General features: G+C 71.4%; 16 protein-coding genes and 2 pseudogenes. 8 read left to right on the top strand and 10 right to left on the bottom strand.

The features are described 5' to 3' along the window. Window positions 1-231: fasciclin domain-containing protein (locus tag ACFWP3_RS35290; protein ID WP_384229415.1), on the top strand; the 231-nt coding region annotated here is incomplete at its 5' end. An 89-nt stretch (window positions 232-320) separates the two neighbouring features. Here the strand turns inward: ACFWP3_RS35290 and ACFWP3_RS35285 are convergent. The 6 genes and pseudogenes from ACFWP3_RS35285 to ACFWP3_RS35260 all read right to left on the bottom strand — a co-directional run. Next, window positions 321-1,019, bottom strand: coding sequence for an alpha/beta hydrolase (locus tag ACFWP3_RS35285; protein WP_384229413.1), 699 nt, complete (start codon window positions 1,017-1,019; stop codon window positions 321-323). Between the two features lie 115 nt (window positions 1,020-1,134). Beyond that, window positions 1,135-2,367: a serine hydrolase domain-containing protein gene (locus ACFWP3_RS35280; protein ID WP_384229411.1), complete on the bottom strand. Its 1,233-nt coding sequence runs from the start codon at window positions 2,365-2,367 to the stop codon at window positions 1,135-1,137. A 66-nt stretch (window positions 2,368-2,433) separates the two neighbouring features. Then, window positions 2,434-2,823, bottom strand: a complete 390-nt coding sequence (locus ACFWP3_RS35275) for a DUF1048 domain-containing protein (RefSeq protein WP_384229409.1) — start codon at window positions 2,821-2,823, stop codon at window positions 2,434-2,436. After that, window positions 2,820-3,155, bottom strand: a complete 336-nt coding sequence (locus ACFWP3_RS35270; RefSeq protein WP_384229407.1) for a PadR family transcriptional regulator — start codon at window positions 3,153-3,155, stop codon at window positions 2,820-2,822. The genes ACFWP3_RS35275 and ACFWP3_RS35270 overlap by 4 nt, the downstream gene beginning before the upstream one ends. 107 nt (window positions 3,156-3,262) lie before the next feature. Continuing rightward, window positions 3,263-3,700: a potassium-transporting ATPase subunit KdpA gene (locus tag ACFWP3_RS35265; protein WP_384229405.1), complete on the bottom strand. Its 438-nt coding sequence runs from the start codon at window positions 3,698-3,700 to the stop codon at window positions 3,263-3,265. Continuing rightward, window positions 3,594-4,485 (bottom strand): annotated as a pseudogene (locus ACFWP3_RS35260) (cation:proton antiporter); the annotation flags it as partial. The gene ACFWP3_RS35265 and the pseudogene ACFWP3_RS35260, both read right to left, overlap by 107 nt. Before the next feature lie 255 nt (window positions 4,486-4,740). Here ACFWP3_RS35260 and ACFWP3_RS35255 point away from each other — a divergent pair. After that, entirely contained in the window at window positions 4,741-7,308 is a 2,568-nt protein-coding gene (locus ACFWP3_RS35255) for an ATP-binding protein (protein WP_384229403.1), read from the top strand. Here ACFWP3_RS35255 and ACFWP3_RS35250 read toward each other — a convergent pair. Together ACFWP3_RS35250 and kdpF are read right to left on the bottom strand one after the other, a co-directional pair. Beyond that, entirely contained in the window at window positions 7,260-8,018 is a 759-nt protein-coding gene (locus ACFWP3_RS35250) for a DUF4118 domain-containing protein (protein ID WP_384229400.1), read from the bottom strand. The two genes, ACFWP3_RS35255 and ACFWP3_RS35250, sit on opposite strands and share 49 nt — an antisense overlap. Before the next feature lie 109 nt (window positions 8,019-8,127). After that, window positions 8,128-8,217 (bottom strand): K(+)-transporting ATPase subunit F, encoded by a 90-nt coding sequence (gene kdpF, locus ACFWP3_RS35245; RefSeq protein WP_384229398.1) that lies wholly within the window; start codon window positions 8,215-8,217, stop codon window positions 8,128-8,130. Between the two features lie 236 nt (window positions 8,218-8,453). Here kdpF and ACFWP3_RS35240 point away from each other — a divergent pair, with 236 nt between their 5' ends. The 4 genes from ACFWP3_RS35240 (at window position 8,454) to ACFWP3_RS35225 (ending at window position 12,465) form a co-directional block, all read left to right on the top strand. Continuing rightward, window positions 8,454-10,364, top strand: a complete 1,911-nt coding sequence (locus ACFWP3_RS35240) for an APC family permease (protein WP_384229396.1) — start codon at window positions 8,454-8,456, stop codon at window positions 10,362-10,364. Window positions 10,365-10,602: 238 nt separating this feature from the next. Next, window positions 10,603-10,785, top strand: a complete 183-nt coding sequence (locus ACFWP3_RS35235; protein WP_384229421.1) for a hypothetical protein — start codon at window positions 10,603-10,605, stop codon at window positions 10,783-10,785. Between the two features lie 184 nt (window positions 10,786-10,969). Continuing rightward, the gene (locus ACFWP3_RS35230) at window positions 10,970-11,545 is read left to right on the top strand and encodes an SDR family NAD(P)-dependent oxidoreductase (RefSeq protein WP_384229394.1); all 576 of its coding nucleotides are present in this window, start codon (window positions 10,970-10,972) and stop codon (window positions 11,543-11,545) included. Window positions 11,546-11,682: 137 nt separating this feature from the next. Continuing rightward, the gene (locus ACFWP3_RS35225; RefSeq protein WP_384229392.1) at window positions 11,683-12,465 is read left to right on the top strand and encodes a GNAT family N-acetyltransferase; all 783 of its coding nucleotides are present in this window, start codon (window positions 11,683-11,685) and stop codon (window positions 12,463-12,465) included. Window positions 12,466-12,535: 70 nt separating this feature from the next. On the opposite strand, the gene ACFWP3_RS35220 is transcribed toward ACFWP3_RS35225, so the two are convergent. Then, window positions 12,536-13,618, bottom strand: coding sequence for a magnesium and cobalt transport protein CorA (locus ACFWP3_RS35220; protein WP_384229419.1), 1,083 nt, complete (start codon window positions 13,616-13,618; stop codon window positions 12,536-12,538). 385 nt (window positions 13,619-14,003) lie between these two features. Here ACFWP3_RS35220 and ACFWP3_RS35215 point away from each other — a divergent pair. Further along, window positions 14,004-14,222, top strand: a pseudogene (locus ACFWP3_RS35215) (winged helix-turn-helix domain-containing protein); the annotation flags it as partial. 320 nt (window positions 14,223-14,542) lie between these two features. On the opposite strand, the gene ACFWP3_RS35210 reads toward ACFWP3_RS35215, so the two are convergent. Then, complete coding sequence (locus tag ACFWP3_RS35210) at window positions 14,543-15,349, bottom strand: SDR family NAD(P)-dependent oxidoreductase (protein WP_384229389.1); 807 nt, start codon at window positions 15,347-15,349, stop codon at window positions 14,543-14,545. A 632-nt stretch (window positions 15,350-15,981) separates the two neighbouring features. Between ACFWP3_RS35210 and ACFWP3_RS35205 the strand changes: the two genes are divergently transcribed. Next, window positions 15,982-17,919 (top strand): APC family permease, encoded by a 1,938-nt coding sequence (locus tag ACFWP3_RS35205; RefSeq protein ID WP_384229387.1) that lies wholly within the window; start codon window positions 15,982-15,984, stop codon window positions 17,917-17,919. The last annotated feature ends 12 nt before the right edge of the window (window positions 17,920-17,931 follow it).

Genomic DNA, 17,931 nt, shown 5'->3' with positions numbered 1-17,931 from the left:
GCCGACAAGGCGACGCTGACCAAGATCCTCACGTACCACGTGGTCGGCCAGAAGCTGACGCCTGAGCAGCTGGACAACGGCTCCTTCGAAACCCTGCAGAAGGGCATGGTAGCCACGAAGGGATCCGGCGAGTCCTACAAGGTCAACGGCGCCGCCTCGGTGGTCTGCGGCAACGTCAAGACCGCCAACGCCAACGTCTACATCATCGACACCGTCCTGATGCCGAAGTAGCCGCGCGATACCGCACCGCCGCACGCGGGCCCGTGGCCCGGCACCCCTTCGACGGAGGGTGCCGGGCCACGGGCGGGTGCTGCCGAGGGTCAGCCGCCGAGTTCGTTCGCGGCCTTCTCGATGAGGTCGACGACCGGGCCCGGCTGGGAGGCCAGGGAGGCGTGGCCGGAGTCGAGTTCGACGATCGCGCGCGGGTTCATGCGCTGGGCCATCCGGCGCTCGTTGTCCGGGTGGATCATCCGGTCCTGGGTGGAGACCTGGTACCAGGCCGGCTTGGTCCGCCACGCGGGCGAGGTCACGCTGTCGCCGAAGGTCGAGGCCAGGGGGGCCTTCTGGGTGACGGCCATGACCAGGGCCTCGTCGGAGGTGAGGTCCTGGCAGAAGCTGTCGTGGAACTTGTCCTGCTTGACCCACAGGTAGCCGTCGGAGTCCGGGGCGATGCTGTCGAACGCCGCCGGCGGCATCTCCTGGGTGATCTGGCCGGGGCTCTCGCCCGCGTCGGGGGCGAACGCGGCGATGTAGACGAGGCCTACGACGTTGGGCAGGTTGCCGGCCTCGGTGATGACGGCGCCGCCGTAGGAGTGGCCGACGAGCAGGACGGGCCCGTCGATCTGCTGGACCATCTTGCGGGTGCGCTCGGCGTCGTCGGCGAGCGAGGTCAGCGGGTTCTCCACCGCGTGCAGATCGCCGAATCCGCGCTTGTCCAGTTCGACGATGACCTTCGCCCAGTGGGCGGCGCCGCCCCAGAAGCCGTGGACCAGGACGATGGAGGGCTTGGTTGCTGCCATGAGTGTGGACCGTCTTTCCAGGGATGCGATGTGTCCGTATCCCCCCCCGGATTCTCCCCGGCCCTACGCTACGTGGGCGGTGACGGGCCGTCACCGCCCGAATGGGTGTGCCTGGTCAGTCGTCGATGGCCTGGTAGAGGGTGGTCCAGAAGTCGTGGATGGCCCGGGCCGAATCCGGCGTGGACATCCCGGTCTGGGTGAGGAGGATGCCGACGAGCCCGTTGTGCGGGTCGGCGTACGTGCTGGTGCCGGCTCCGCCGTCCCAGCCGAACTGCCCGACGGGCGCGTAGTCGCCGCGGTAGGTGCGCACCGCCATCCCGAAGCCCCAGCCGCCGTGCTGTCCCTGACCGTGTGACAGATGGACGACGTCGCGGGCCCAGGCCTCCCGGGCGGCGAGCTGCTCGGGCGTGAGGCGGTTGGTGGTCATCAGCTCGACGGCGGGCCGGGACAGGATCCGCCGGGTGCCGTGCATCCCGTGGTTCAACAGCATCCGGAAGTAGGCGTGGTAGTCGTCGACGGTCGAGTCGAGTCCGCCGCCGCCCGACTGGAACGCCGGAGGGCGGCTGTGGTGTCCGCCCTCGACCTCGTCCGCCACGGTGAACTCGCCGGTCTGCGGATCGGGGGCGTACAGCGGAGGCAACCGGTCGAGCTTGTCGGCGGGCACGTGGAACCCGGTGTCCTTCATGCCCAGCGGGCCGAAGACGCATTCGCGCAGGAACGCCTCGAACGACTGGCCGCTGACCCTGGCGACGAGCACGCCGAGCAGGTCGTCGCCGACGTTGTACAGCCACCGCTCTCCGGGCTGGTACATCAGCGGCAGCGTGCCCAGGCGCCGCATCCACTCGTCCGGATCCGGTGCGGGCAGCAGCCATTCCTGCCCGTAGACGCCCCGTTCGAAGAACGCGCTCATCATCGGGGAGCCCATGGCCGTTGTATCCAGTCCGAGGCCGAGCGTGGAGGTGAGCACGTCGCGCACGGTGATCGGCCGCCGGGCCGGCACGGTGTCCTCGAGCGGGCCGTCGGGCCGTTTGAGGACCCGCCGGCCGGCGAGTTCGGGCAGCCACTCGTCCACCGGGTCGTCCAGCCGCAGTCGGCACTCGTCGAGCAGGACCATCGCCGCGGCCGCCCCGACCGGCTTGGTGGTCGAGGCCATCCGGAAGATGGTGTCCCGGCGCATCGGCGGGCCGCCGTCGTGACGCATCGTCCCGATCGCTTCGACGTGCGTCTCCTCGCCCCGGCCGACCAGGGCGACCAGACCGGGAATCCGCCCGGTCTCGACGTGTCGTAACAGCACCTCGCGCAGTCGGCGCAGCCCTGCCTCGGAGAAGCCGCTCTTTCCCTTGTCCATCGTGTATCCCCCTGAATGCGGTGTGTGTAGTGCCGTGTAGTGCCGTGCCGTGCCGTGTCGTCGTCTTCAGACGGTGTCTTCCGCTGCTCCGCGGTCTTCGCCGGCGGCGCGCTCGATCTCCTCGACCAGCCGCTTCCGTGCACGGGCGGGGGCGTAGCCGCCCTCCGAGTAGTTCTGGACGAAGGCCTCGGCGAACTCCACCGGGTCTTCGCCGGTGATCTCGCGGATCGGGGTGCCGTTCGCCGCGGCCTGCTCGAACAGGTCGGCGAGGTCTTCGAACATCGAGGCGTTGGAGTCGCCGTCGGTCGGTACGAAGTGCATGAGGTACTGCTCGATGGCCTCGACCGCCGTGCGGTGGTTGTCGGGAAGCTCCTTGACGCGCGCCTTGTACGCCCGCCAGCGCTTCTTGGGTCCGATCACCTTCGCGATGAAGCCGCTCTTCTCGGTTCCGGTCATGGCTGCCTGCCCCCTTCGCGGAGCTGTTCCAGTCGTTCCGTGAGGAAGCTCCAGGTCCTCCAGAACTCTTCGAGGTACTCCCGCCCCCGGGCGTTGAGGGAGTACACCTTGCGCGGCGGCCCCTTCTCGGACGGGACCTTCTCCACATCGACGAGGCCGCGCTTCTCGAGCCTGACGAGCAGGGCGTAGACGGTCCCCTCGGCGATGTCGGAGAAGCCCTGCTCGCGCAGCCCCGAGGTGATCTCGTAGCCGTACGCGGGCCGGCCGGACAGGGTCGCGAGGACGATGCCCTCCAGGGTGCCCTTGAGCATCTCCGTCTCCAGCTTGCTCATGGAACACCTCCTTCCCGCGCTAGTGAGTGCCGCTGAGTACTGGTACACAGTAACGCTGACTACTGGTACTTAGCAAGACCGAATAGTGCGGGAGGTGGCCGGGACCGCTACATGAGTCCGTCGGCGATCGTGCCGAGGGAGAGGGCCGGCAGGAAGTTGAGCAGTGCCAGGATCACGGCCGCCGCGGTGGCCAGGACGACGAAGTCGACTCCCTGGGCGCGCAGGGTGCCGACCGTGACCACACCCGGCTGCTGCCGGGCGAGGCGGCCGGCCAGGGCCAGGACGCAGACCATCGGGAGGTAGCGGCCCGCCGGCATGGCGACCGCCATCAGCAGGTTGTGGAAGTCGGTGGCGCCGTTGAAGCCCGCCATGGCACTGCCGTTGCTGTTGGTGTTGCTGGTGTAGGCGTAGACGAGCTCCGTAAGCCCGTGCGCGCCCGTCGGACAGCCTGGCTTCCTCCAGGTCCAGCGACCGCTGGAGACGGCGCCGGGTGGTGTCGCTGATGCGGTGGTCGTTGTACAGGCGCCGGAGTTCGGCGGCCTCACGATCGATCAGGTCGCGGCGCAGCTGGCGGTAGACCTGGTCCGCGGACTCGAGCGGTCCGTCGTCGCCGAGCCGGTCCTGGGCGTGGTCGAGGCGGGCCTGCAGGGCACGGCGGATCCTTTCGAGCACCGCCTCGGGCGCGGCTTCGAGCCCGGACAGTTCGTCCAGGCGCCGCAGTCCCGCTTCGGCGAGGCTGAGCCGTGCGCCGGTCTCCTCGCGCTCGGTGTGGTCCGGTTCGAGGGCGATCCCCGAACGGCGCACGACCGGGGCGAGGGTGAATCCCTGCACGACGAGCGTGACGACCACGACGGAAGAGGTCAGCACCAGCAGGGAGAGCCCGATCAGGCTGAACACGACGCTTTCGAGCAGGAAGACCACGGTGCCGTAGACGGCGTGCAGTTGGAGGCGTATGCGTGCGCTGGTGAGACGGTCTCCGCTGCCGCCCATGATGACGCCCGCCACGAACACGGAGGTGACGCCCGAGGTGTGGGCCGTCTCGGCCAGCACGTAGGCGGCGTACGGGGTCACGAGCGCGATCACGGTTTCCAGGACGGGCTCGTGCGTGCGGCGCCGGATCAGCACCACCACGCCCGCGACCGCGGCCCCGATCAGCGTGCCGCCTCCGGCGAGGAGCCCGAACTCGGTGGCGGCCCCGCCCCCAGGAGACCGCGGAGGAGGCGACCGCGACGCCCACCGTGACCCGGAAGAGGACGAGCGAAGTGGCGTCGTTGAACAGGCTCTCGGCCTGGACCATGACCTGGAGACCAGAGACAAGACCGTACCGACGCCGCGCATGCCGCTCCCTGGACCCCTGGAGTCGAGATCGGGGCCATGCGACCCGTCACGCCGACCAGACTTCCCGGCACACCGGTTCCGCCCTATCCCGCAAGGACTGTGTCAGGGCATCGTCAATGTCTTCCCGCTCTGCCGTGATCCGGTCGATTTCCACCCGATGATGATCGTCAGCAGCACTTGTGTGCCTCTGCCGGCCAGGGAAGCCCTCTGCGCGGATCGGGGCGTTCGGCGTGAGGAGGCGCGTGTCGTGGCTGAGGCGGTTGCCAGGCCCGGAAGGCTGAAGGTCTTTCTCGGGGCGGCCCCCGGTGTGGGCAAGACGTACCGGATGCTCGACGAGGGGCGGCGGCGGGCCGACCGGGGCACGGACGTGGTCGTCGCCTTCGTGGAGTGCCACGGACGCCGCCTCACCGAGGAGAAGCTGTCCGGCCTGGAGGCCCTGCCGCGCACGGAGCGCACCCACCGGGGGAGCCGGTTTCCGGAGATGGACCTGGAAGCGGTCCTGGAACGGCGGCCCGAGGTGGCGCTCGTCGACGAGCTGGCCCACTGCGTCGTCACCGGCGGCACGCCCGCCAAGCGCTGGCAGGAGGTGGAAGTGCTGCTCGCGGCCGGGATCGACGTGGTGACCACCGTCAACATCCAGCACCTGGAATCCCTCAACGACGTCGTCGAGAAGATCACCAGGGTGCCGCAGCACGAGACCGTACCGGACGAGGTCGTGCGCCGGGCGCACGAGATCGAGCTGGTCGACCTGCCGCCCGAGGCGCTGCGGAGGCGCATGGCGCACGGCAACATCTACGCCCCGGAGAAGGTCGACGCGGCACTGTCCAACTACTTCCGGGTCGGCAACCTCACCGCGCTGCGGGAGCTCGCCCTGCTGTGGCTGGCCGGACGGGTGGACGAGGCGCTGCAGAAGTACCGCGCCGAGCACGGCATAGGGCGTGTGTGGGAGACCAGGGAACGAGTGGTCGTGGCGATCACCGGCGGTCCCGAGGGCGAGACGCTCATCCGGCGGGCCGCCAGGATCGTGGCCCGCTCGGCCGGCGGCGACCTCCTCGCCGTGCACATCGCCCGCAGCGACGGCCTGGCCGGCGGAGCATCGGCTTCCGCGCTGGTCCGCCAGCGCGCCCTCGTCGAAAGCCTCGGCGGCAGCTACCACTCCCTGGTCGGCGACGACGTGGCGACCGCCCTGACGGAGTTCGCCCGCGCGGAGAACGCCACGCAGCTGGTCCTCGGCACCAGTCGGCGCGGGCGCGTCGAGCGCTTCCTCACCGGACGGGGCACGGGTGACACGATCGTCGGACTCTCGGAGGACATCGACGTCCACATGGTCACGCACGAACGGGCCGGCAGCGGACGGCTGCTGCCGTCGAGGCGCCGGACGCTGCCCACCTCCCGGCTGATCGCCGGACCGGTCCTGGGGCTCGTCCTGCCTCTCGTGCTCACGTTCCTGCTCGACCGGACCAGGGGCAGCCTCAACCTCACCAGCGAGGCGCTCCTGTACCTGCTGACGGTGGTCGGCGTGGCGTGCGTGGGCGGCGTCGTATCGGCCGTGGTCGCGTCCGTGACGGCCTCCCTCCTGCTGAACTACTGGTTCATCCCGCCGGTCGGCGAGTTCACCATCGCGGAGCCGAACAACATCCTCGCGCTGGTGGTGTTCGCGGTGGTCGCCGGAACCGTCGCCGCGGCGGTCGACAGATCACTGAGGCTGTCGCGCAGGGCCGCCCGGGCCACGGCCGAGGCGGAGACGCTCTCCTCGCTCGCCGGATCCATCGTGCGCGGGGACCAGGCCGTTCCGGCCCTCCTCGAACGGACGAGGGAGACCTTCGGGATGGACTCGGTCGAACTCACCGACGAACCGGTCGCGAAGGACCCCTCCGTGGTACGGGTCCCCGTGGGACGCGACACGCAGCTCGTCCTGCGCGGCCGCCCGCTCCCCAGCTCCGACCGCCGGGTCCTGGCCGCCTTCGCCGCGCACGTCACCGTCGCGGTCGAGCAGGCCAGGCTGGCCGAGGCGGCCGCCGAGATCGAACCCGTCAAGGCGGCCGACCGGATGCGTACCGCACTGCTCGCCGCGGTCAGCCACGATCTGCGCACCCCGCTCGCCGCCGGCTGGGCCGCCATCGAGTCGCTGCGCGCCAGCGACGTGGAGTTCAGCCAGGAGGACCGCAGCGCGCTCCTCGCCACCGCCGACGAGTCGATGGCCCGGCTCAACCGCCTCGTGGAGAACCTGCTCGACATGAGCCGGCTCCAGGCCGGCGCGCTGAAACTGGAGCTGCGGGCCACGGACCTGGCGGAGGTACTGCCCGCCGCGCTGGACAGCCTGCCCACGGACGCCCCCGCCGTCGACACCCGGAGCCTGGAGCGGGCCCCGGCCGTCCTGGCGGATCCGCCGCTGCTCGAACGCGTGGTCGCCAACCTGCTCAGCAACGCGGCCCGGCACACCCCGCCCGGAGCGCACGTACTGCTGACGGCGAGCGCGCTCGACGACCGCGTCGAGATCCGGGTCGTCGACCGCGGCCCCGGAATCCCGGAAGCGGACCGCGAGAACGCCTTCGTGCCCTTCCAGCGCCTCGGCGACACCGACAACACCACGGGCGTCGGACTCGGGCTCGCCCTCTCCCGGGGGCTCGCCGAGGCGATGGGCGGCACCCTCACCCCCGAGGACACCCCGGGAGGCGGCCTGACCATGACCCTGTCGCTGCCGGCGGCTCCGCACCCTCCCCTGCGCGATGCTGACGACCGCCGCGGCGACCCCCTCCGAGGCGGTCAGCCCTGGTGGGACAGGCCGGCCGTGTCCAGGGCGGCGCCCGCCTGAGCGGCCAGCGCGACCGCCACCAGACGGGCCTCCTCGGACGGCAGCGGGCGGCCCGGGAGCGGATCGAGGAGGTAGCGGCCGTAGTAGTGGCCACCTCCGACGGCGCGCAGTTCCGTCTCGCCCTCCGGCCATTCGGCGTACTCGGCGACGTGCCTGCCGCGGCGCAGCCACAGGCTGCCGTCGTGCTCCAGCCGCGGCAGATGACCCATCAGGGTTCCGTACTCGAAGCGGCAGCCGCGCAGACCCAGCAGCCCGACGAGTTCCCGGCGCACGTACTCGACCACCGCCGCCGGCGAGCCGCCGTCCTCGACCAGCCGGGCCGTCCCCTGGAGGCTCGACAGGTGCGCGGTGTCCGTGACCACGACGGCCTGGAGCCGGCGGGTGCGTACGGCCAGCTGGGAGACGATGAGGCCGACGGCGAGCAGCAGGACCGCCGTCTGGATCTCGTCAGGGTCGGCGATGGCGAACCGCTGGTAGGGCCTGGTCAGGAAGAAGTCGAACCAGGCGGCCGCCGAGAGGGCGGCCAGCGCCCCGGCGGCCCGCGTGCCCAGGGCCGCGACCGCGACCACGGCGACGACCATGATCAGGGCCTCGTTCGTCGCCGAGAGGCCCGTACGGAACGGCACCAGCGCGAGCGCCACCAGGAAGGGGACGACGAGGCCCGAGGCCAAGGCGATCCGGTCGCGGTGGCGGAACCAGAAGCCGGACATGTGCTGCCTCCCGTCCGGACGGGCCGATCGTGACGTGCGACGCGTGACATGGGACGTACGGCGTCCGGCGTGCGGCGTGCTGCGTGCTGCGTGCTGCGTACGGCGTCGCTCAGAACTTCTCGGGCTTGATCAGGGCGACCACGAGATAGCCGAGCAGGGCGACGGCGATGAGCAGGCCGACCAGGTTCTCCGCGTCCATCAGATCTCCTCGTATGACAGTCGGGCGCTCTCGCCCAGATCAAGCCTGCCCCGCCGCGGAGCCGGCGCAACGCGAGGCGCCACCTCTTGACGGACCCCTTACGCCGCTCCCGCCGAAGCGTATGGAACGCGTGAAGAGTCGCGGGGCGAACGTATGGAACGCGCCAAGAGTGCTGGTGGCAGGCCCGTGCGGCTTCGACGCTGTTCTCACTTTGCTCAATCGGAGGGACCGGCTACATGGCCATACACGTAGGAAAACCGACCGCGGTCGCTGAGGTACCGGGCCAGGAGGAGCCTCCCGACGCCGGCGCGAAGGGGGCCGGGGAGCGGCACAAGCTGACCGCCCTCCAGGGCCTCTCCGCGCTGTCGCTCGACGCGATGGCCTCCGTGGCGTACGGCCCCGAGTCGATCGTGCTCGTCCTGGCCGCGGCCGGTGCCTACGGCATGGGGTTCACCCTCCCGGTCACCCTCGCCATCGCCGCACTCCTCGCGGTCCTGGTCGCCTCGTACCGGCAGGTCATCGCCGCGTTCCCGGACGGCGGCGGGTCCTACGCCGTGGCCAAGCGGCACCTCGGCAAGCGCACCAGCCTCGTCGCCGCCGCCTCGCTGATCCTCGACTACGTCCTCAACGTGGCGGTGTCCGTCACCGCCGGCGTGGCCGCGCTGACCTCGGCCTTCCCGGCCCTGCACGGGGAGCGCGTCTGGATCTGCCTCGGCGTGCTGGCCCTGGTCACCGCCGTGAACCTGCGCGGGGTCGTCGATTCGGCCAAGGCCTTCCTCGTCCCGACCGCGCTCTTCGTCGGCTCGATCCTCACCATGATCACCGTCGGTCTCTTCCGTGACGGCCCGGTCAGCACCGCTTCCGCCGCCGGACACGCCTCCGCGCTCGGCCAGGGCGCCACCGCCGTCGGCGCACTCCTGCTGTTGAAGGCCTTCGCCGCCGGCTGCTCGGCGCTCACGGGTGTCGAGGCCGTCGCCAACGCCGTGCCCTCCTTCCGCACCCCGGCCGCCCGCCGCGCCCAGCGCACCGAGGTCGCCCTCGGCGCCCTGCTCGGCGTGATGCTGATCGGCCTGTCCATCCTGATCGGCCGCTTCCACCTCCAGCCGGTCGAGGGCGTCACCGTCCTGGCCCAGCTCGCGGACGCCTCGTTCGGGCACAACGCGGCCTTCTACGTCGTCCAGTTCGCCACCATGGTGCTGCTGGCGCTCGCCGCGAACACCTCCTTCGGCGGACTGCCGGTGCTGATGGGCCTGCTGGCCCGCGACAACCACCTGCCGCACGTCTTCGCCCTCAAGGCCGACCGGCAGGTCCACCGCCACGGCGTGGTCTGGCTGGCGCTCGTCTCCGGCGCCCTGCTCGTCTTCTCGGGCGGCGACACGAACACCCTCGTCCCGCTCTTCGCCATCGGCGTCTTCGTCGGCTTCACCATCTGCCAGGTCGGCATGGTCCGGCACTGGTACGGCGAACGCCGCCAGGGCTGGCAGACCAAGGCCGCCCTCAACGGCTTCGGCGCGCTCCTGACCGGCGTCTCGGCGGTCGTCGTCACCGCCACCAAGTTCACCGAGGGCGCCTGGCTGATCGTCCTGGCGCTGCCGCTGATCGTCCTGGCCTTCGGGAAGATCCACCGCGCCTACGCCGAGATCGGCGAGCGCCTCGAACTGGGCCGGGTCCCGCAGCCGCCGCACCAGGCGCACTCGCTCGTCGTGGTCCCCGTCTCCGGTCTGTCCCGCCTGACCTGCCAGGCCCTCACCGCCGCCCGCTCCCTCGGCGACGAGGTCCTCGCCGTCACCGTCACCCACCCCACGGCCGAGGACCGGCTGGCCGTCGAATCCCTGCGCCGGGACTGGGAGTTGTGGAACCCAGGGGTCGAGCTGATCGAGCTGTCCTCGGAGACCCGCTCGCTGGGCCGCCCGATGTCGGCGTACGTGCGCAAGCTCGCAGAGACCCACCCCGACGCCCAGGTCACCGTCCTCATCCCGGAGACCGAACCCGCGCACCTGTGGCAGCGGCTGCTCCAGAACCAGCGCGGTTCCGTCGTCGCCCACGCCATCCGCCGCGACACGGACGCCGTCATCTGCCGCCTCCGCTTCCGGATCACGGCGGACGCCCGGCCGGCCGTCTTTGACGACACCTTCACGGCGCTCTGACGGGTTCGTTCCGCCGTCGTCAAGAGGGCACAAATAGTCCACCCGGTACGGGAGTCGAGGCTTCGAGGGCCGGTAGGTTCCTGACCGTTCCACCGCCGGGGGACCCCCACGTCACACGACGAGCCGGAGGGGGTCCCACCAGGGATGGGTCCCCGGCGGTGCACCCCTCGTTCCGGCTGCGCCGATTCGACCCGAAGGTCTCGCCATGCCTCCCGCCGCCACCCGGCAGGTGCCTCCCGTGCCGTCCCCGTCAAGGGCCCCGGTCAACCGGCCGCCCCAAAAGCGCCCAGGCAGCGGGCCCTCCGCGCACGACCTGCTCCGCCGCACTCTCGCCGTCTACGGCCTCGGCGGCCTGATCCTGCCGTTCGTCGGCATCAAGCTCATCGACCTGCTGGTGCCCGCCATCCCCGGCCTCGGCTGAAGTCCGTTAGAACGGCATCAGAAGGTCGTCAGCGCGCTTGAGCTGTGATCCGCAGGCCAGTTGGATGGATGACATCAACATCGGCCGGCGTCATGACGACCGGCCGCGGAATCACCTCTCACCGCACGACTGCGCCGCCGGCCTCCCGGCCGCCCGCCGCCGTGCCTGTCCACTGGAACCCCTCATGTCTTCGTTCCTGTCCGGCCGGACCATCATGGTCACCGGTGCCACCTCCGGCATCGGCTACGAGACCGCCCGGCTGCTCGCCGAGTCCGGTGCCACCGTCCTTCTCCACGGCCGTACGCCGGAGGAGGCCCGGGCGGCCGTGCAGCGGCTCCTCGCCACCGCCGACGTCGACGCGGAACTCCTGCGTCCGTGCGCGGCGGACTTCTCGCGGCTCGACGAGGTCGAGCGGCTCGCCAACCGGGTCATCACCGGACACCCCTACCTCGACGCCCTGGTCAACAACGCCGCCGTCGCCGCCCCCGAACAGCACACGGTCACCGCCGACGGCAACGAGCTCGCGTTCCAGGTCAACTTCCTCGCCCACTACCTCCTGACGCACCTGCTGGAGCCCGCACTCACGCCCGCCGAGGGCGCCGCCCACGTCGTGCGGCTGTGCGACCCGGCCGTCGAGATCGTCAACGGCGCCTACTACGACCGCGGCTCGCGGCGCGAGCCCGCCGCGGGCGCGACCGAGGAGCGCACGGTCAAGCGGCTGAACCGGCTCGCCGACCAGCTGGTCGGCCACTGCGCCTGACCGGCCGCGCACCCGTCCCACCCCGGCCACCACACCAGCCGGCGCCGAGGCTCACCGGCGCCGGTTCCCGCGGGGGCGGCCCACTGCCCCGGGCCGCCCCCGCCCCCTTTCCCCCTTCGACCTAGGCGGCACCCGTCGTGATCGAGCTCCTGCCCTCCCGTATCCCCGCTCTGGCCCGCTGGTTCCCCGGCGGAGCCCCCGGCGTCGCGGCTCTCCCCGAGCACGTCATCGCCACCGGCAGCGGCCGCTGGTGGGCGGACCGCGCCGCGGACCCGAGGGCGGTCGCGGTCTCCAGCGGGGACCACGTCCTGCTGCGCGGCGACCCGGGCGCGCTCGCTCCCGACGCCCTCGCACGGTTCGCGGGCAGCTACGTCGAGGCCCCGGCCCGCTTCCTGCCCGCCCTCGGCGGAGTGTTCCCGCGGGTCGATCCGTGGGAGCGCATGGTCTACGTGCACCAGGCGCCCGCCATGCCCGCCCGCCCCGCTCCCGGCATCACGGTGCGCCGCCTGACGCCCAAGGACGCGCCGGCCGTCGTCGCCCTCGGCCCCGGAGCGGCCTGGATCCACAAGACCTGGGGCGGCCCCGACCAGCTCGCCACCTCCGGTCTGTGCTGGGGCGCCTTCCACCGCGGCCGCGCCCTCTCGCTGGCGTGCACCTACTTCCTCGGCAGCCGGTACGAGGACGTCGCGGCCCTGGCCGACCCCGGGCACCGCCGTCAGCACCTCGCCCTCGCCTGCGTCACCGCCCTGTGCGAGGACATCGCCGCCCGCGGCCGCTCCGCCAGCTGGACCTGCTCCCGCGACAACCGCCCCAGCCGGCTCCTGGCCTGGTCGGCCGGGTTCCGCCTGACCCGCGAGTACGTCCACTACGCGACGGGCCCCGCGCGGGGCCTGGCGTTCCCGGGGGCGGCGGCGGCCTGAGCCCTACGGGAGCAGCACGGCCCCGGCATCCGGCCGGCGCGGGGCGCGCACGCTTCGCGGCAGCAGCCGTTCAGAGCCAGCCGTTGCGCCGGAAGGAACGGTGGATGGCCACGCACGCCACCGCGATCAGGCCCAGGACCAGCGGATAGCCGTAGCGCCACTTCAGCTCGGGCATGTGGTCGAAGTTCATCCCGTACACGGCGCAGACCATGGTCGGTACGGCGACGATCGCCGCCCACGCGGTGATCTTGCGCATGTCCTCGCTCTGGGCGACGGTGACCTGCGCGAGATGGGCCTGGAGGATCGAGTCGAGCAGCCCGTCGAAGGCCGCTATCTGGTCGGTGGCGCGGGCCAGCCGGTCGCAGGTGCCCCGGAAGTAGGGCTGGATGTCCGGGGCGATCACCGGTGACGGCGGGCCGGCGAGGGCCAGCAGGGGCCGTTCCAGCGGGACCACCGCACGCCGCAGTTCCATCAGCTCGCGCTTGAGCTGGTAGATGCGTCCCGCATCGCCGCGCCCGGCGTGCTCGGAGACGACCGCGGCCTCCACGGTGTCGAAATCGGCCTCCATGGCATCGGCCACGGCCAGGTAGTCGTCCACGACGTACTCGGCGATGGCGTGCAGGACGGCGGACGGCCCCTTCGCGAGCCGCTCCGGCGCCGCCTCCAGCGCCTCGCGCAGCGGGCCCAGGGAGCCGTGCGGGCCCCGCCGGACCGTGACGACGAAGTCGGGTCCGACGAAGGCCATCAGCTCGCCGGTGTCCACCACCTCGCTGCGGGCGGTCAGCTCCTCGTGCTCGACGTACCGCACGGTCTTGAACACGGCGAACAGCACGTCGTCGTAGCGCTGCAGCTTCGGCCGCTGGTGCGTGCGCGTCGCGTCCAGGACCGCCAGGCGGTGCAGTCCGAACAGGTCGGCGATGCCGGCCAGCTCCTGCGCGTCGGGTTCGTGGAGTCCGATCCACACGAAGCCGTCTCCCGACTTGCGGACCCGCGCGATCGCCTCTTCGGCCGGGCAGTTTCCCGTCTGCCGCACGCCCTCCAGGTACACCACGCAGTTGACCACCGCGCTGCCGAGCGGCGAGCGCGCGGGATGACTGAGGTCCACGGCGCGCCGGTCGGTACGGCGCACCGCGCGGGCGAGACTGCGGATCATCGACACGGCGGGCTCCTTCGTCGGATCGGCAGCCAGTGTGCCGCAGCCGCGGGCGGGGGACGAGGGGCGGGTCCACGGCGCGTCGGTGCGGCACGGAGGGTGCCGTATGCGGGGCGTCAAGGTCGCGCTCCTCGCCGTATGGACGTTGTCAAGGCCTGCCGGGGCGGCCGGAAACCGCTGTTTCATCGAGATGACCGTTCCCTCCGCGCACTGCCCTCGTACCGCCGGACCGGCGGTGGCCGAGCCGTGGCCGGTGGGCGCGGGGCGAGGACCGGCGCGCCGGTCCCGACCGCCCCGTACGACGTACGACAGGAAGGCGGCACGCCGATGACCCGGGTGCTGGTGGTGGATGACGAACCGCAGTTGGTGCGGTCTCTGGTCATCATCGACGGAATGGCACGTGCTGGAGGTCCTGATCCGCAACAAGGGCCGGCTCGTCAGCCAGCGGCGCCTGCTCCAGGAGGTCTGGGGCTCCTCCAGGGGATCCCAGACCAACTACCTGCGGGTGTACATGGCCCACCTGCGGCGCAAGCTGGAAGCGGACCCCTCGCACCCGCGTCACCTGATCACGGTCTCCGGCTTGGGGTACCGCGTCGAGGCGTAGCCGCCGTTTTCGCCCGGGGCCGCCGCTCAGCCGGCCGCCACGCGCTGCCGCGCCGGTGCGCCGACGACGTAGTGGGCGTATTGGACCTTGGGGCGGAAGCCCGCCGTCCACGCGAGCAGGCGCCCCGGCCGGAAGCCGGTAGGCGGGCAGGTTGATCATGATGCTTCCTCGGGGCACGGATGCGGGGCGGCCCTGTTCGGAGGGCCGCCCCGCGGGGTGGGTCGCTGCTCAGCAGCAGGGCTTGCTGCCGTGGTTGGAGCCCTTCTTGCGGCGGGCCCTCTTCTTGCGTGCGCGCTTGGACATGTGCTTGCCGGATCCCTTCAGGCGGTGTGGCCGACGAGGAGGTCGGCGAGCTTGTTGAGGCGCTTGATGGTGCGGTCGTCGGTGGCGGCGGCGGCCGGCGCGACGCGCTCGGCGCGGTCGTAGTAGGCGCCGTTGACGATCTCGGTGGCGGGGTCGCAGAGCGCCACCACGTGGTGCGCTCCCTCGGCGGCGGGGGCGCCCTCGTTCCCGTACAGCGGGAGGAGGCCGGTGTCGCAGACGCCCGGGTTGACGGACACGGCGGTGACGCGCGGGTCCGAGGCGAAGACGGTCAGCGCGAGCTGCGACTGGGCGTACGCGGCGAGGCGGGCGTAACGCCGGATGCGGTGCGGGTCGTTCCACTGGATGGCGGCGGTGCGGTGGAGCGAGGAGGAGACGTTGACGACCCGGCCACCGGGATCGGTGGTGAGGGCGGCCGCCAGGAGATCGGTCAGCAGGTAGTGGGCGAGGAAGTTGACCTGGAAGGCGATCTCGTTGCCGTCCGCGGTGAGCGTGTGGCGCACGGGCGCGGCGATGGCCGCGTTGTTGACGAGCACGTCGAGGCGCGGGTGTTCGCGCACGACGGCGTGGGCGAGGTTCTCGACCTCCTCCAGGCGGGCGAAGTCGGCGGCGAACGGACGCACGAGGGTGCCGTCGATGCCGGCGGTCGCGATCAGCCGGTCGGTGGCGGCCTGGGCCTCCTCGGGCGTGCGGCCGTGGAGGAGGACGATCGCGCCGCGTTCGGCGAGCTGGCGGGCGGTCTCGTAGCCGATGCCGGAGGTGGCGCCGGTGACGAGGACGGTACGTCCGGACAGGGTTGAAGGCATGTCGGATTCCTGGATCCTGGAAGCGGGCATGGCTGACGGGCCCGGCGCCCCGGCGAACGACGGGGGTGGGCTCGGCTCATGCGGGTGAAGGTGAAGACGCGTACGGAGCGTGGGCCGGCCCCGTGCGGGGGCCGACGTCAGGTACGGGTACGCGGATGACGCGCGGCCGGTCTCTCAGACGGCCGGGCGGACAGCGGGCGCCGTCGGCTGCACCGGATTCGGTGGCCGATCGTCGTAGTGCGGACCGCTGTTCATGACCACATCCCAGCGCATCCGGGGCCGCGGGACAAGATTCGGGACGGGTCCTTGACAGTCTTCTGACGCCCGCCGGGTGAGGCCACTCCTCTCGACCGCGCGTCGGTCAACCGCCGCACAGCACATGAGCCGTCCGGCATCCGGTGGGGGTACCGGGGCCGGGCGGCTCGCGTGCGCCCCGCCACTCCTTGTCCCTGCTCGTCCTTCCGCCGGGCGGCGCGGTAACGAGGTGCCTGCTGCGCCACAGGTGGCTCTGTTCGCGTTAAGGACGCGTCAGGATTGGTTCGCTCACGTGCACAAATGATCTGGCTGCGTACGCTGGCTCAGCCGTCGCCGTCGATGGCCGAAACCTTGCCGTACGACAGGAGCTCCTCACGATGGCCACCCCTGCCCGCACGTCGCGCCTGCGCGCGTGGCTGCTGGAAGGCTTGACCGCCCAGGACAGTTCGCCCGCCGCCAAGGAGGCGGCGGCCCAGCCCCACGGGCGCCCGTGGTGGCGTGTCATGTGCCTTACGGGTCTCGACTACTTCTCCACCCTCGGCTACCAGCCCGGCATCGCCGCGCTCGCGGCCGGGCTGCTGTCGCCGCTGGCCACCATCGTGCTCGTCGTGCTGACCCTCTTCGGCGCCCTGCCGGTCTACCGCAGGGTGGCCGAGGAGAGCCCCAACGGCGAGGGCTCCATCGCCATGCTGGAGCGGCTCCTGACGTTCTGGAAGGGGAAGCTGTTCGTCCTGACCCTCCTCGGGTTCGCCGCGACGGACTTCCTCATCACCATCACCCTTTCGGCCGCCGACGCCACCGCGCACCTCGTGGAGAACCCGCACCTCACCAGTGCGCTGCACGGCCACGAGGTACTGATCACCCTCATCATGATCGCGCTGCTGGGCGCCGTGTTCCTCAAGGGGTTCAGCGAGGCCATCGGTGTCGCCGTGATCCTGGTGGCGACGTATCTCAGCCTGAACGTCGTCGTGGTGGCCGTCGGCCTGTGGCAGGTGATGACCGAGCCGCACGTCGTCACGGACTGGACGCAGGCGCTCACCACCGAGCACGGCAATCCGTTCATGATGATCGCCATCGCCCTCATCGTCTTCCCGAAGCTGGCCCTCGGCCTCTCCGGGTTCGAGACCGGTGTGGCCGTCATGCCGCACGTGAAGGGCGACCCGGACGACACCCCGGAGAAGCCCGCCGGCCGGATCCGCGGCGCCAAGAAGCTGCTGACGACCGCGGCCATCATCATGAGCGTCTTCCTGATCTCCTCCAGCTTCATCACCACGCTGCTGATCCCGGCCGAGGCGTTCCAGCCGGGCGGTGAGGCCAACGGCCGCGCCCTCGCCTACCTCGCCCACGAGTACCTCGGCTCCGCCTTCGGCACGGTCTACGACGTCTCCACGATCCTGATCCTGTGGTTCGCGGGCTCCTCCGCCATGGCCGGCCTGCTCAACCTGATGCCGCGCTACCTGCCCCGCTACGGCATGGCCCCGCACTGGGCCCGCGCACTGCGCCCGATGGTCATCGTGTTCACCCTGGTCGCGTTCCTGGTGACGTGGATCTTCGACGCGGACGTGGACGCGCAGGGCGGCGCGTACGCCACCGGTGTCCTCGTCCTCATCACCTCCGCCGCCGTCGCCGTGACCATCGCGGCCCGCCGGGCGGGGGAGCGCGGCTGGACGATCGGCTTCGGCATCATCTCTGCCGTCTTCATCTACACGACCGCCGTCAACGTGGTGGAGCGGCCGGACGGCGTGAAGATCGGCGCCTGCTTCATCGCGGGCATCATGGCGCTCTCCCTGCTGTCCCGCCTCGCGAGGGTCTTCGAGCTGCGCGTGACGCACGTGGAACTGGACGACATGGCACAGCGGTTCATCCGCGACACCGCCAACCGCACGATCCGGTTCATCGCCAACGAGCCGGACAGCCGGGACCTCGCCGAGTACCGGCAGAAGAAGGAGCAGATCCGCACGGACAACGACATCCCGCCCGGTGACGACGTCATGTTCGTCGAGGTCACCGTCCTGGACCCGTCCGAGTTCGAATCCGGCCTGCGGGTACGGGGCGAGGTGCTCCACGACCGCTACCGCGTGCTGACGCTGGAGAGCTCCACCGTCCCCAACGCCCTCGCGGCCCTGCTCCTGCACGTGCGCGACCAGACCGGCCAGCGGCCGCACATCTACTTCGAGTGGACCGAGGGCAACCCGCTGGCCAACTTCCTGCGCTTCTTCCTCTTCGGCCAGGGCGAGGTCGCCCCCGTCACCCGCGAGGTCATCCGCGAGGCCGAACCGGACCGCGACCGCCGGCCCCACGTCCACGCCGGCTGACCCATCGGCATC

It is taken from the genome of Streptomyces sp. NPDC058525, assembly GCF_042719495.1.
Lineage (GTDB): Bacteria > Actinomycetota > Actinomycetes > Streptomycetales > Streptomycetaceae > Streptomyces.
Note: the sequence above shows the minus strand (reverse complement) of the source record. Positions and strands in the feature narration are given on the sequence as shown.